Annotated in this window: 10 protein-coding genes; 1 reads left to right on the top strand and 9 read right to left on the bottom strand. The window is 61.7% G+C overall.

Annotation, left to right across the window (positions count from 1 at the left end):
* Positions 1–40: 40 nt before the first annotated feature.
* From ACQY1L_RS00975 to ACQY1L_RS00950, 6 genes are all read right to left on the bottom strand, one after another.
* Complete coding sequence (locus ACQY1L_RS00975) at positions 41–1,762, bottom strand: HWE histidine kinase domain-containing protein (RefSeq protein WP_430242178.1); 1,722 nt, start codon at positions 1,760–1,762, stop codon at positions 41–43.
* 175 nt (positions 1,763–1,937) lie between these two features.
* Positions 1,938–3,821, bottom strand: a complete 1,884-nt coding sequence (gene treZ, locus ACQY1L_RS00970; RefSeq protein WP_430242176.1) for a malto-oligosyltrehalose trehalohydrolase — start codon at positions 3,819–3,821, stop codon at positions 1,938–1,940.
* A 134-nt stretch (positions 3,822–3,955) separates the two neighbouring features.
* Positions 3,956–5,047, bottom strand: coding sequence for an ABC transporter ATP-binding protein (locus tag ACQY1L_RS00965; RefSeq protein ID WP_430242174.1), 1,092 nt, complete (start codon positions 5,045–5,047; stop codon positions 3,956–3,958).
* Positions 5,048–5,053: 6 nt separating this feature from the next.
* Complete coding sequence (locus tag ACQY1L_RS00960; RefSeq protein ID WP_062461481.1) at positions 5,054–5,935, bottom strand: carbohydrate ABC transporter permease; 882 nt, start codon at positions 5,933–5,935, stop codon at positions 5,054–5,056.
* A complete protein-coding gene (locus ACQY1L_RS00955; protein WP_082471979.1) occupies positions 5,932–6,858 on the bottom strand; it encodes a carbohydrate ABC transporter permease in 927 nt (308 codons plus the stop codon). Before ACQY1L_RS00955 ends, ACQY1L_RS00960 begins: the two co-directional genes overlap by 4 nt.
* A gap of 193 nt (positions 6,859–7,051) precedes the next feature.
* Positions 7,052–8,308, bottom strand: coding sequence for an ABC transporter substrate-binding protein (locus ACQY1L_RS00950; RefSeq protein WP_062581941.1), 1,257 nt, complete (start codon positions 8,306–8,308; stop codon positions 7,052–7,054).
* Positions 8,309–8,556: 248 nt separating this feature from the next.
* Between ACQY1L_RS00950 and ACQY1L_RS00945 the strand changes: the two genes are divergently transcribed.
* Positions 8,557–9,645, top strand: a complete 1,089-nt coding sequence (locus tag ACQY1L_RS00945; protein ID WP_430242171.1) for a LacI family transcriptional regulator — start codon at positions 8,557–8,559, stop codon at positions 9,643–9,645.
* A 192-nt stretch (positions 9,646–9,837) separates the two neighbouring features.
* On the opposite strand, the gene ACQY1L_RS00940 is transcribed toward ACQY1L_RS00945, so the two are convergent.
* The 3 genes from ACQY1L_RS00940 to ACQY1L_RS00930 form a co-directional block, all read right to left on the bottom strand.
* Positions 9,838–11,343, bottom strand: coding sequence for a tripartite tricarboxylate transporter permease (locus ACQY1L_RS00940; protein ID WP_430242169.1), 1,506 nt, complete (start codon positions 11,341–11,343; stop codon positions 9,838–9,840).
* 12 nt (positions 11,344–11,355) lie between these two features.
* Positions 11,356–11,817 carry a tripartite tricarboxylate transporter TctB family protein gene (locus ACQY1L_RS00935; RefSeq protein WP_430242167.1) on the bottom strand — a complete coding sequence of 154 codons (462 nt, stop codon included), beginning with the start codon at positions 11,815–11,817 and terminating at the stop codon, positions 11,356–11,358.
* Positions 11,818–12,074: 257 nt separating this feature from the next.
* Entirely contained in the window at positions 12,075–13,058 is a 984-nt protein-coding gene (locus ACQY1L_RS00930; protein WP_184654498.1) for a tripartite tricarboxylate transporter substrate-binding protein, read from the bottom strand.
* Positions 13,059–13,153: the final 95 nt, after the last annotated feature.

Genomic DNA, 13,153 nt, shown 5'->3' with positions numbered 1-13,153 from the left:
GATATCGCTTCGTTCCCACGCATTGAAACACCCAGAGAACTTAAAGAGGGACGTCGCGCAAGCCTTCCGAAGCGTCCGGGCGCTCCAGGTTGGCACGCGGTACCGTCATCCGCCAGACCAGGCCGCCGGGCCGGAAATCCATATCGACAGTGCCGCTGAATGCAGCGGTCGCGTGGCGCTTGATGATGGTCGTGCCGAACCCGGTGCGGGTGGGCGGCTTTACCGTCGGGCCGCCGCTTTCTTCCCAGACCAGAAGCAGGTTCACACCACGGCTCTCGCCGTCTCCATCCGAGACGGTCTCCTCGGCGATATCGCTCCATGAGATCCGTACCGTACCATGGGGTACAGACAATGCGCCGTATTTGACGGAATTGGTGGCGAGTTCATGCAGCACCAAGCCGAGATTCTGAACTGCACCCGCCTTCAGCACGAAATCCTCGCCCTGGATCTGGACGCGGTCCGCCGCTTCCGCAAACGTGCTCATGTGGATCTCGACGACCCCATGCATCGGAACACCGCCCCATTGCTCTTCGGCAAGAGCCTCGATCGATTTCCCCAGCCCCTGGAGGCGGGTGCTGATTGCCCTCTGGAACTCGTCCATCGGCGTATCCTTGCGTGCCAGCTGGCGCATCATAGCCTGGACAAGCGTGAGGATGTTCTTTGTCCGGTGAACCAGCTCGTGCAGGATGAGATGGATACGGTCTTCTGCCTGGCTTCGGTCGAACGAAGCGTTCGAAAGCGCGACGGCGATCTGGTTCGCCTCGGTGATCTTGGTCTCCACCGGCGAGACGATTTCGCCCTTGCCGATCCGTTCGGCCATGTCGGCGATCTGCCTAATCGGGATCCGCAGCTGCCAGGCGACGAGGTAGGCGACGACCATGGCTATGGCGAGAAAGACGATGCCGCCCGCAACGAGCTGCCGCCAGGTGGAGATAATGTTTTCCTGCGCGGACGCGATCGGCCCCCAGACGACGGTCTTCCAGGCCCAGCCGGTAATCTGCGCATAGCCGTACATCTGTTTGCCCGCACCATCGACATCTTCGATCGTGCCGCGAAAACCGGTCATCAGCCGCAGAGTTTCGCTGGGAAACCTGGCGCCCTCCGCCATCTTTGCGGCACCGACCGAGGTGACAACCTGACCGCTGCCATCGAGGACCGCGGCAGACCAGCCATCCGGCAGGCCATCGACGGACAGTAGCTTTTGCAGATCCTCGGCATTCTGCGTGATGATCATCGCAGCGCCCGAGGCGTTTGTCTTCTCAGACAGCGGCATCGCGACGTTGAAGACCCACTTTCCGCTGGTCGTGCCGCGAAACATGCTGGAGGCTTCCGTCAAGCCGCTGCGCAGCATGGATTCGAGCGCTGGCATGTTGGCGGTCTTGCCGAGCGGCGTATCGAAGGGGACGCGGGTATTCAGCCGAAGCTGTCCGTCCCGGTCTGCGACGATCACGAAAAGCTTGGTGGAACGCAGGCTCGACCGGGTCCGCTCGTGGAAGGCGCGAAGGTCACCGGACTCCAGCTCGGGAGAACTGACCAGCAGGCGCAGCGTCGTTGCCATGTCCTGCAGCTCGCGGTCGACCGCACGAGCGATCATCTGGGCGTCTTCTGCCGTATTCGAGGAGAGCATGTCCCGTTCGTGCTCTTCCAGCTGCAGCATGAGAAAGGCGCCGAAGACAAGCAGCGGTAAAGCCACGCCCACGACGAGCGCGATCAGATAAGCCCCGATCGGTGCCGTCGGGAAGAGCCGCGCAAACCTAGCCATCCCGCACGACCGTTGCGCGGGAAGGTTGGCAGGCAGCAGAGCCGCCGCGCTGGTGATCCATTCTTAGCCCCGTCCCTTGGCTTTGAAAGCAACGCCATGAGTTCTAGCGGCTTTTGGAACACTGGCCAAGGACTTGGTGATGCGGCCGTCACCTTTCCGATGAATATTCGAATATTCAGTGCCGCGAGATCGCCGCAAGCAGCGACGTTGCCGGCATGACGAGCGGCCCAGTTCCATCGGCAACGACGGTTTCCGGCACCCGGTGGATCACAAACCCGGAAATGCCAGGTGCTTCGACCTCAGACGCGCTCAGATTGGCACGCAGTTGCACGAGACGATCCGACAGCTGCCAGTCGATTGCAATCGTCTCCGGCGCGGAGGCAAGAACGCGACCGACGCTGTGAGGCATGCCGGAAAGCCCTGGAACCACGTGCTCGCGCCGCTTTCCGATCAGATCCCGGATCTTCCCGTAGGCGGCAGAGCCCTCCGCCGTGTCGCGACGCTCCCAGCGCAGTTTCGATTTCTCGAACGCTTCCGGCGCATTCGGATTGTCCAACTGCCAAGGTTCTGTGACGCCTTCCGGCAGGCCGCCGAATTTTTCCGCCTCGATCAACCGGTTGGCCCAGGTGGTCATGGCGATGTCGCCCTCGTATTCGGCAAAGAACGCGAACGGCTGCACTTCCCCATATTCCTCGCCCATGAACATCATCGGCACCTGCGGCGACAGAAGCAGCATTGAAGTCATGACGTCGAGAAGCCCCGGCTCCGACAGGGAGATCAATCGTTCGCCATGGGCGCGATTGCCCACATGATCATGGTTCTGCAGGAAGTGGATATACGAGGTAAGCGGCGAAGATCCGCCCGCGTCCGCGTCTGACCTCGCGTCTTGCTCGTCATCGTCCTGCGACGGCATGCCGCCATGCGCGAGGCAAGCGGCGAGCTTGGCGACCGGCTGCGCGGCAAAAGGTCCGGCATGGCCCACGGCCTCGCCTGTCGCGATCACATGTGCGGCGTGGTAGGCGTCGTTGTTCCATCCGGCCACAAACGCATCCGGCGTACCGCCACGTTCCGGGTTGCGCAGGATGGCGCGATGGTCCTCCATCACGAGATGGCGGCGCCGACCCGTCGTTTCGGAATGAACGCGCTCTGCAAGTTCGACGAGAATGTGCTTCTCTGACGTTTCATCCAGGATTTCGTCCACCGCATCAATGCGAAGGCCATCGAGATTGAACTCTTCCAGCCAGTAGAGCGCGTTTTCGATGAAGAAAGCACGCACGGCTGGTTGGGCAAAGTTGATCGACGGACCCCACGGCGTGATAAACTGCGGATCGAAGAAAGACGGGATGTTCGAGACGATCAGGTTTCCAGCCGGGCCGAAGTGGTTGTAGACGACATCCAGCATGACCGACAGGCCGACCCGGTGGGCGGCATCGACGAAAGCCTTCATGTCATCAGGCGAACCGTAGGCGTGGTGCGGGGCATAGGGAAGCGCGCTGTCATAGCCCCAGCCGCGATCGCCCGGAAATTCGGCGACCGGCATCAGCTGAATGACAGTGAAGCCGAGATCGGCAAGGTCGGCGAGACGCGACGCTGCGGCGCGAAACGTGCCCTCGGACGTGAAGGTGCCGATATGCATCTCGTAAATCACAGCCTCTTCCCAGGCATGCCCCTTCCAGGCCGGCATGTTCCAGCGGTAGAAGGCCGGATCGACGATCATCGAGTGGCCATCGACGCCACCGTCCTGCGCCCGCGATGCGGGGTCCGCGAACGCCTTACCGTCGGGCATGACGAACTGGTAGGGCGTGCCGGGCTCGACGCCTTCGACGGTCAGCGTGAACCAGCCCTGCCCGGCCGGCAGCATTTCGCGGTTGCGGCCAGCGATACGAAGGCGCAGGCGCTCGATGTCCGGTGCCCAGAGGCGGAACAGAACGCTGTTTTCGCCGACATGTTCGGCGCCCCAGGATTTGGGGAAGGATCGGCGCACGGGCGCGCCGGACGAGACGTGGCCGGACGCGGTCCGGCGCGAATCGTAGGGCGTGAAATCGCGGGTCAGCGACATGGCATCTCTCCCTTGTTTCAGTCACAAGGGAAACACGGGGCGGACAGGAATAGTTCCCTATTGCCCCGTAACGACCGGATTCGGGATAGGAAAATTGTCTTTTGTCAAGTCAATTTTCTGGCCCGATCATGGACTTAGCCGATGCGGCTGCCGCTTTCCGGATCAAACACGACGGCCTTGTCGAGATTGAAGGCGAAGCGGAATGTCTGGCCAAGCGTGACCGGTACTTCGGCGCGGGCGCGTCCCGTGAAATTGACCCCGTCCATCCGACCGGTCACGAACGTGTCGGAGCCCGTCGGCTCGACCATCGTTACCTGCGCATCAACGAAGGCAATCGCATGGGCTGTTGGATCGGCAAGGCCGGAATCGGTGATCGCTTCGGGGCGCAGACCGAGAATGACATCCTTGCCCGCGGGCAAAGCAGACGTCACTGTTGGCGGCACGGCAACCGTCGTCGAACCGCCGAAAAGGGCGACGCCGTCGGAGACGACCTTGCCCTTCAGCATGTTCATTGCCGGCGAGCCCATGAAATCGGCGACAAACAGGTTGGCCGGCAGATTGTAGATTTCGGCCGGCGTTCCGACCTGCTGTACGATGCCTTCCTTGAGGACGACGATCTTGGTCGCAAGCGTCATCGCCTCGATCTGGTCGTGGGTGACATAGACGATCGTCGCATTGGTGTTCTGGTGCAGCGCCTTGATCTCGGCCCGCACCTCGACGCGCAGCTTTGCATCGAGGTTGGAGAGCGGTTCATCGAACAGGAACACGCGCGGCTTGCGAACCAGCGCCCGGCCCATGGCGACGCGCTGACGCTGGCCGCCGGAAAGCTGGCTCGGACGACGCTTCAGGAGATGCTCGATCTGCAGGGTCTTTGCCACGCTTGCGACGGCCGTTTCCCGCTCCGCCTTGTCGATGCCGCGCATCTCCAGCGCAAACGCGATGTTCTCCTCCACCGTCATGTTCGGATAGAGCGCGTAGGACTGGAACACCATGGCGATGTCGCGCTTGGACGGATGCAGGTCCGTCACCACCTCGCCATCGATGACGATGTCACCGGATGTCGGCGGCAGCAGGCCGGCAATGGCGTTAAGCAGCGTGGACTTGCCGCAGCCGGACGGGCCGACCAGCACCAGGAAGCCGCCCTTTTCCAGATCGATGTCGATGCCCTTGAGGATCTCGACATTGCCGATCTTCTTGCGGATATTCTTGATCTCGAGAAAGCTCATGTTGGATCAACCCTTGACTGCGCCGGCCATCAGGCCACGCACGAAATAACGTCCGGCGACGACATAGACGAACAGCGTCGGCAATGCCGCGAACACGGCGGCGGCCATGTCGACATTGTATTCCTTGACGCCGGTGGAAGACGAAACGAGGTTGTTGAGCGCCACCGTCATCGGCGATGCTTCGCCCGACGAGAAGGAGACGCCGAACAGAAAGTCGTTCCAGATATTGGTGAACTGGTAGATGACCGTAACGACGATGATCGGGCCGGAGCTTGGCAGCAGGATGCGCCAGAAGATCTTGAAGAAGCCGGCGCCATCCATCATCGCAGCCTTGACCAGCTCGTCCGGAAACGCCTCGTAATAGTTGCGGAAGAACAAGGTGGTGAAGCCGAGGCCGTAGACCACATGGACGAAGACGAGGCCGGCGGTGGAATTGGACATACCCATCGCACCCAGCAGACGCGCCATCGGGATCAGCACCGCCTGGAACGGGATGAAGCAGGCAAACAGCATCATGCCGAACACCAGCTTGTGGCCGGGAAAGCGCCACTTGGTGAGAACATAGCCATTGAGCGCGCCGAGCAGCGTCGAGATGGCCACAGCCGGAACCACCATCTTCAGCGAGTTCCAGAAATAGCCCTTGATGCCGACGCAGGAGACGCCGATGCAGGCCTCGCCCCAAGCCTTGACCCAGGCGGCGATGGAGGGATCGGACGGCAGCGCCAGCATGTCGCCGCCGCGGATCTCGTCGAGCGACTTCAGCGACGTGGTCAGCATCACATAGAGCGGCAGCAGATAGACGGCGGCAAGGATGATCAGTGCGCCATAGATGAAATAGCGGACGGTGCGCACCGACCCGGCGCTGACATTTTCAGGGATCGCGCTCAATGGTTCTTCTCCCGAAGCTCGGAATAGAGATAGGGGACGATGATCGCGGTAATGCCCATCAGCATCATCACGGCGCTGGCCGAGCCCACATTCATCTGGTTGCGGGTAAACGTGTAGGAATACATGAAGGTGGACGGCAGTTCGGTGGCATTGCCCGGCCCGCCGCCCGTGAGCGCGATGACGAGGTCATAGGACTTGATCGCCATATGCGCGAGCACGATGAAGGCCGACAGGAAGACCGGGCGCAGCATCGGAATGATGATGCGGCGATAGATCGAGACCGTTGAGGCGCCATCGATCTGGGCCGCCTTGACGATCTCGCCGTCGATGCCGCGCAGGCCCGCCAGAAACATCGCCATGATGAAGCCCGAGGCCTGCCAGACACCGGCGATGACGACGGTGTAGATCGCCATTTTCGGGTTGACCAGCCAGTCGAACTTGAAGCTTTCCCAGCCGAGATTGTGCATCGTGTTCTCAAGCCCGAGGCCCGGGTTGAGGAACCACTTCCAGGCCGTGCCTGTCACGACGAAGGACAGCGCCATCGGATAGAGAAAGATCGGCCGAAGGACGCCTTCGGCGCGGATGCGCTGATCCATCAGGATCGCGATGAAAAGCCCGATCGCGGTGCAGAGCACGATGTAGAGCACGCCGAATATGGCGAGGTTCTGCATCGCCACATACCAGTTGGGCTGCGACCATAGCCGGTAATAGGCATCGAACCCGCCCCACTTGTAGATCGGCATCATCTTCGACGTGGTGAACGACAGATAGACCGTCCACAGGATGAAGCCGTAGACGAACACCAGAATGATGGCAAAGGACGGCGCCAGAACAAGCTTCGGCAAGCCGTTGCGCAAACCATCGGCCATGGACCGCCGCGGCCTGGTCGGCGTCACCATCGGAGCCGGTTCGATTGTCGTCATGGGGGATCTCCGGATGCGAATAGAGACGTTTGAAGGTGCGCCAACAAAAAAGCCCCCTCTGGCCTGCCGGCCATCTCCCCCACAAGGGGGGAGAAAACCTGTGGGCACCCACCGACCAAATCGGGCCCAGACAGTGCGGCTGGGTTAAGTCCCTCCCCCTTGTGGGGAGGGGTTTGGGGCGGGGTTTTTTTGACTACTTCGCGGCAGCAACCGCTTCCGGCAGGCGCTTCAGCGCGGCATCCGTTGTCAGCTGGCCATTCAGATGCTGGGTGATGACGTCAAGCATGGCTTCCTTGACAGCGGCCGGCTGCGCATAACCATGAGCAAGCGAGCCCATCAGCGTGCCCTTGGACGAGGCTTCCGCCAGATCCTTCATGCCCTTCTTGGCGCAATCGTCGAACTTTTCGTCCGAGACGTCGGTCCGGGCAGGCACGGAACCCTTGACCGTGTTGAAGGCGATCTGGAACGCGGGATCTTCGACGGCGGATGCCATCTTCATCTGTGCGTCCTTCTGCTCTTCACCCACGTCGAACATCATGAACTGGTCGGCGTTGAACAGGACGGAGCCCTGTGTGCCGGGGAAGCGCATGCAGACAAAATCGGTGCCGGGGGTCTTCTTGGCGCGCAGCCATTCGCCCTTCGACCAGTCGCCCATTTCCTGAGCGCCTGCCTTGCCTTCGATGACGAGCGCGGTGGAGAGGTTCCATTCGCGGCCGGAAAAGTTCGGGTCGAAATAGGTGCGAAGCTTCGACATATCGTCGAACACCTTCTTCATCGTATCACCCGACAGCGCTGTCGGATCGGCATCGAGCACGGCCTTCTTGTAGAAATCAGGACCGCCGACGGAGAGAACCACGGCTTCCCAGAGCGTGCCGTCCTGCCACGGAACGCCGCCATGGGCGAGCGCGGTGATGCCCTGCGCCTTGAAGGCGTCGAGCATGGTGAACAGCTCGTCCATATTGGTCGGCTGCTTGCCGCCGGCCTTGTCGAAGGCAGCCTTGTTCAGCCACAGCCAGTTGGTGGAGTGAATGTTGACGGGGGCAGCAACCCAGTGGCCATCATACTTGGAAAACGCCTGCAGCGCTTCCGGAATGACCTTGTCCCAGCCTTCCTTGGCGGCGAGATCGTCAAGATTGGCGGCGACGCCCATCTCGGACCAGTCGCGCAGGTCGAAACCGAGCAGCTGGACGGCGGTCGGCGGATCGCCGGCGGTCACACGGGCGCGCAGCGCCGTCATCGCGGCAGAACCGGCACCACCGGCAACCGGCATGTCTTTCCAGCCGATACCCTGCTTGGCCAGGTTTTCCTTGAGCACGTTGAGCGCCGCGGCTTCGCCGCCGGACGTCCACCAGTGCAGAACTTCAACCTGTTCGGCTGCCTTTGCGGCGCCAGCGGTCAGCGCAATCATAGCCGCACCGGCGGCCAGTTTGCCGATCAAACGAATAGTCATTGAAATATCTCCCTCAAAGCCGGGCTCCTCTCCGGACATCGATTTATAACGATATAACTCATGCGAGTGTCAACCCCGTAGGGGACAGAATTTCAGTGATGCTAAAGATCCGGCATCACCCTGTTATAAAACGATAAAAGCGATATTTCCCGTTTGCGACGGTGAAGAGTTGATTTGCACTTGCCGAATTTGCGGCGTTTTGCAACGATACAAACAGGGCGCCTGGAGGGGCGCTGGAGGAGACAGGAATGCCGCTTGACGACCGGGATGACCGGGGTGAGGACATCGACCCGGATACGCTGCAGCAGGGACGCCCGGCGCGGCCGCACGCGAACCGCTTGCCCCGCGATACAGCCCAGAAGAAACCGACGCTGAAGACCGTCGCCGAACTGACCGAGCTTGCGGTCACGACCGTATCGAGGGCGCTCTCCGACGATCCCCAGATTGCGCTCGAAACCCGCATCCGCGTGCGCCAGGCGGCCGAAGATGTCGGCTATCTGCCGGATCGCGCGGCGCAGCGGTTGCGCACCGGACGCACCAACGTGATCAGCCTCGTCCTTGATCCGCACGAGGAAATCCTCGGCTACGGCACATCGATGATCCGCGGCATGAGTGCGGCACTGCGCGGCACGAGGTACCACTTGGTGATCACGCCGCATTTTTCAGACACGCCGCAGATCGATCCGGTGAAGCATATCGTCCGCAACCGGATGGCCGACGGCATCCTGTTCAGCCGCACCGAAGCCGCCGACGAGCGTGTGAAATTCCTGATGGAACAGGGCTTTCCTTTCGTGTGCCACGGCCGCACCGAGCTTGCGACGCCGCATCCTTACGTGGATTACGACAATTACGCCTTCAGCTACCGGGCCGCGAAAAGCCTCATCAATGCTGGCTGTCGGCGGCTGTTCATCATCCTGCCGCCCGCCCAGTTCACCTTCGCCCATCACATGCGCCATGGCTTCATGACGGCGGTGCGCGAGGAAGGCGTCGCCTTCGAGATTTCCGACCGTGTCTCGCTCGACAGCAAGTCCGACGCGATCCGCGACCATGTGGCGGAACGACTGGCGGCCGACGACGCGCCCGACGGCTTCATCTGCGGCGGCGAAGTCTCCGCCATGGCCGTGATGTCGGCGGCCTACGACACCGGCCGCACCATCGGCCAAGATGTGCGCCTGGTCGCCAAACAGACGTCCGGCCTGTTCGACCAGGTCCGCCCGCGTATCGAAACGATCTACGAGGACCTCGCGGAGGCTGGTCGTCTTATGGCCGCGCTGCTTCTGAAGCAGATGGGTGGAGAGGTGCCGGTCGAGGACCTGCAGGCGCTGCAGACGGTGTGATGCTGGGAGCAGCGGCGGCCCAGACCACCCCTCATTTTTGTGCTTGTCACAGTAGGCCAGCCGCCACGCGTCCGCGTGGCGAAAGGAGTCTTTACACCCCAGGGACCTGGGCTGTCGGGATCCCTGTGGCAAGCACAGAAATGATGAGGAAAGGGAGCCGTCCCCCTCTCCTCCTCCAAAAGTTGCTACCCCTCAATCCTCCTCAACGAACACCTCTTCGCGCTTCTTCCTGACGCTGGGCAGGAAGACGACGATGAGCACGAGTGCGGCAAGCGCGAGCAGGCCGGCGCTGATGGGGCGGGTGATGAAGGTGGTGGCGTCGCCGCGCGAGAGGATCATTGCGCGACGCAGGTTTTCTTCCAGGAGCGGGCCAAGAACGAAACCGAGCAGAAGCGGTGCCGGCTCGCAGCGCAGCTTCAAAAGCACGTATCCGAGCAGGCCGAAGAAGGCGACGGCGTAGAGATCGTAGACGTTGGAATTAACGCTGTAGACCCCGATGGCGCAGAACGCCATGATGATCGGGAAGAGGACGTAATAGGGGATCGTCAGAAGCTTCACCCACAGCCCGATCAGCGGCAGGTTGAGGACCACCAGCATCAGGTTGCCGATCCACATCGAAGCGATGATGCCCCAGAACAGCGCCGGCTGTTCGACGGCAACGTTCGGACCTGGAACGATGCCCTGGATGATCATCGCGCCGACCATCAGCGCCATGACCGGGTTGGCCGGAATGCCGAGCGTCAGGAGCGGGATGAACGAGGTCTGTGCACCCGCATTGTTGGCCGATTCCGGCCCGGCAACGCCGGCGACCGCGCCGTGGCCGAATTCTTCCGGATGTTTCGATACCTTCTTCTCGACCGTGTAGGAGGCGAACGCCGCAAGGATGGCGCCGCCGCCCGGCAGGATGCCGAGGACGGAGCCGATCGCCGTGCCGCGCAGAACGGGGCCGACCATTGCCTTGAAATCCTCGCGCGACGGCATCAGGTTGGACACCTTCGCCATCAGCACGGTGCGGGTCTTTTCGCTTTCGAGATTGCGCAGGATTTCAGCGATACCGAAGACGCCGACCGCGACCGCGACGAAGTTCAGGCCGTCGGCATATTCCCGGATTCCGAGCGTGAAGCGCGGCGTGCCGGTGTAGATATCGGTGCCGACGAGGCCAAGCAGCAGGCCAAGGCAGACCATGGCGAGCGCCTTGATGATCGACCCGTGAGCAAGCGCGATCGACGAGACGAGACCGACGACCATCAGCGAGAAATATTCCGCCGCACCGAACTGCAGGGCGATCGAGGTCAGCGGCGGCGCGAAGATCGCCACAAGAAAGGTGGAAACCGTGCCGGCAAAGAACGATCCGATGGCAGCGATGGCAAGCGCCGGTCCCGCCTTGCCCTTGCGCGCCATCTGGTAACCGTCGATGGCGGTGACCGCCGACGAAGATTCGCCGGGCATATTGATGAGGATGGCCGTGGTGGAGCCGCCATACTGCGCGCCGTAGTAGATGCCGGCGAGCATGATCAGCGACGACACGGGTTCGAGCTGGAAGGTGATCGGCAACAGCATGGCGATCGTCGCCGTTGCGCCGATGCCGGGCAGGACGCCGATCAGCGTGCCAAGCAGCACCCCGATGAGGCAGAAGAACAGGTTCTCGATCGACGTGGCGGTGGAGAAACCGAGGGCGAGATTGTTGAATAATTCCATGAACCGAGCCCCTTACATGCCCAGCCACGGCCCGAACCGCCGGAACGGCAGACCAAGACCATAGCTGAAGACGAGAACCGAAAAGACCGTGAGCAGAGCCGCCAGGATGACGGCCATCAACAGCTTCATCTTGTGCGAGGCGAATGCCGCGATCAGCGCCGTAAAGAAGATCGCCGGCACGAAGCCTAAACCGCGCACGGTGAGACCAAAGAAGATCGGTGCCGGCAGGATGAAGGCCATCCCGCGCCAGGCAAGCGCACCCACCGGTTCGCCGTGAACGCGAATGGCCTGGAAGACGATCACGCCGCCCAAGAGCACGAGAACGCAGGCGAGGATGAACGGAAAATAGCCCGGCCCCATGCGAAGCGCCGTGCCGAGTTCCAGTTCGATCGATTGATAGGCAAAGAACAGGCCGGTCAGCATGAGCGCCAGCCCGCAGACCAGATTGGTCCTGTCGATATTGAGTGAATTCATGATGGCTCCGAAATATTGGAAGAGCTCTGTGGATCTGCGCCGCGGGTCGGCATGGTCGCTAGCAGGAGTGTCGCTTGCCGGTGGGGTCCTTGCAGACGTTCGCGCCGATCAGCGGTCGATCTGAGCGATCAGCTTGCCGGCAATTTCTCCCCCGCGGGGGAGAAGGACAAAGGTTGCGGGCTCCAAGGCCGATCGAGCAGAACCCCTCACCCTGCCCAGAGAGGGGCCAGGGTGAGGGGCAGTGCCGTGACGAGAGATCAGTCGGCGTACTGGCCGGCTGCCTCGATGACCGGCTTCCAGCGGGCGATTTCGCTTTCCAGCTTGGTCTTCAGCGCCTCAGGCGTGGCGTCGGCTTCCGGTGAAGGCTTGGTGCCGAGTTCACCGAAACGGGCAACGACGTTCGGGTCTTTCAGTGCGACTTTAAGCGCCGCAGACAGCTTGTCGTTGGCTTCCTTCGGCGTGCCCTTCGGCGTGTAGATGCCGTGCCAGATGCCCACTTCCATCTGCGGATAACCGGCTTCCTTGACGGTCGGCAGGTCCTTCAGGATGTCGAGGCGGTCAGCGGAGGTGACGGCGTAGGCCTTTACCGTGCCGCCCTGGATCTGCTTTGTCGTATTGGTGGTCTGGTCGCACATGATATCGACCTGTCCGCCGAGGAGATCGGTCATGGCCGGGCCGGTGCCCTTGTAGGGAACGGTCACGAGCGGCGTTTCGATCGAGCTCATGAACAGCATGCCGCACAGATGCGAGGCAGCGCCGATGCCGGCATTGGCAACAGTCACCTTGTCCTTGTTCGCCTTGGCGTATTCGATCAGTCCCTTGAAATCGGTCGCTTCCATGTCCTTGCGGGCGAGAAGCGTCATCGGCACTTCCGTGACGAGGCCGACATATTCGAACGCGTTCAGCGTGTCATAGGCGAGCTTGCGATAAAGCGTGGCGCTGGTCGCCATGCCGATATGGTGCAAAAGCACGGTGTATCCGTCCGCTTCCGCATTGGCGACGCGTCCGGCACCGAGCGAGCCGCCGGCGCCGCCGACATTTTCGACGACGATCTGCTGGCCGAGATCGCGCGACATGGATTCGGCCACAAGACGCGCAACCGTATCGGTCGGGCCGCCGGCCGCAAACGGTACGATCATCGTGATCTGGCGTTCCGGATAGGCCTGCGCGTTGGCAGAAGCCGAAAACAGCGAAATGGCGGCAAGAGCCGTTGCGCCGATCATGGCGTTGACGATTTTCATGATTTGTCCTCCCGAGCGTGAAAATCAGCATGCAAACTGGTGAGCTGGCAACAGTCCTCCTCCGCCAGCGTGGTGCCATTTGCAGTGGTGATTTC

Origin of the sequence: Neorhizobium sp. DAR64862/K0K3 (assembly GCF_050500185.1) — a bacterium.
GTDB lineage: Bacteria > Pseudomonadota > Alphaproteobacteria > Rhizobiales > Rhizobiaceae > Neorhizobium > Neorhizobium soli.
This window is presented reverse-complemented; position numbering and strand designations above follow the sequence as displayed.

Coding starts and splice junctions, on each gene's coding strand:
- ACQY1L_RS00975 (WP_430242178.1), bottom strand. CDS start 1,762: ATGGCTAGGTTTGCGCGGCTCTTCCCGACGGCACCGATCGGGGCTTAT.
- treZ (WP_430242176.1), bottom strand. CDS start 3,821: ATGTCGCTGACCCGCGATTTCACGCCCTACGATTCGCGCCGGACCGCG.
- ACQY1L_RS00965 (WP_430242174.1), bottom strand. CDS start 5,047: ATGAGCTTTCTCGAGATCAAGAATATCCGCAAGAAGATCGGCAATGTC.
- ACQY1L_RS00955 (WP_082471979.1), bottom strand. CDS start 6,858: ATGACGACAATCGAACCGGCTCCGATGGTGACGCCGACCAGGCCGCGG.
- ACQY1L_RS00950 (WP_062581941.1), bottom strand. CDS start 8,308: ATGACTATTCGTTTGATCGGCAAACTGGCCGCCGGTGCGGCTATGATT.
- ACQY1L_RS00945 (WP_430242171.1), top strand. CDS start 8,557: ATGCCGCTTGACGACCGGGATGACCGGGGTGAGGACATCGACCCGGAT.
- ACQY1L_RS00940 (WP_430242169.1), bottom strand. CDS start 11,343: ATGGAATTATTCAACAATCTCGCCCTCGGTTTCTCCACCGCCACGTCG.
- ACQY1L_RS00935 (WP_430242167.1), bottom strand. CDS start 11,817: ATGAATTCACTCAATATCGACAGGACCAATCTGGTCTGCGGGCTGGCG.
- ACQY1L_RS00930 (WP_184654498.1), bottom strand. CDS start 13,058: ATGAAAATCGTCAACGCCATGATCGGCGCAACGGCTCTTGCCGCCATT.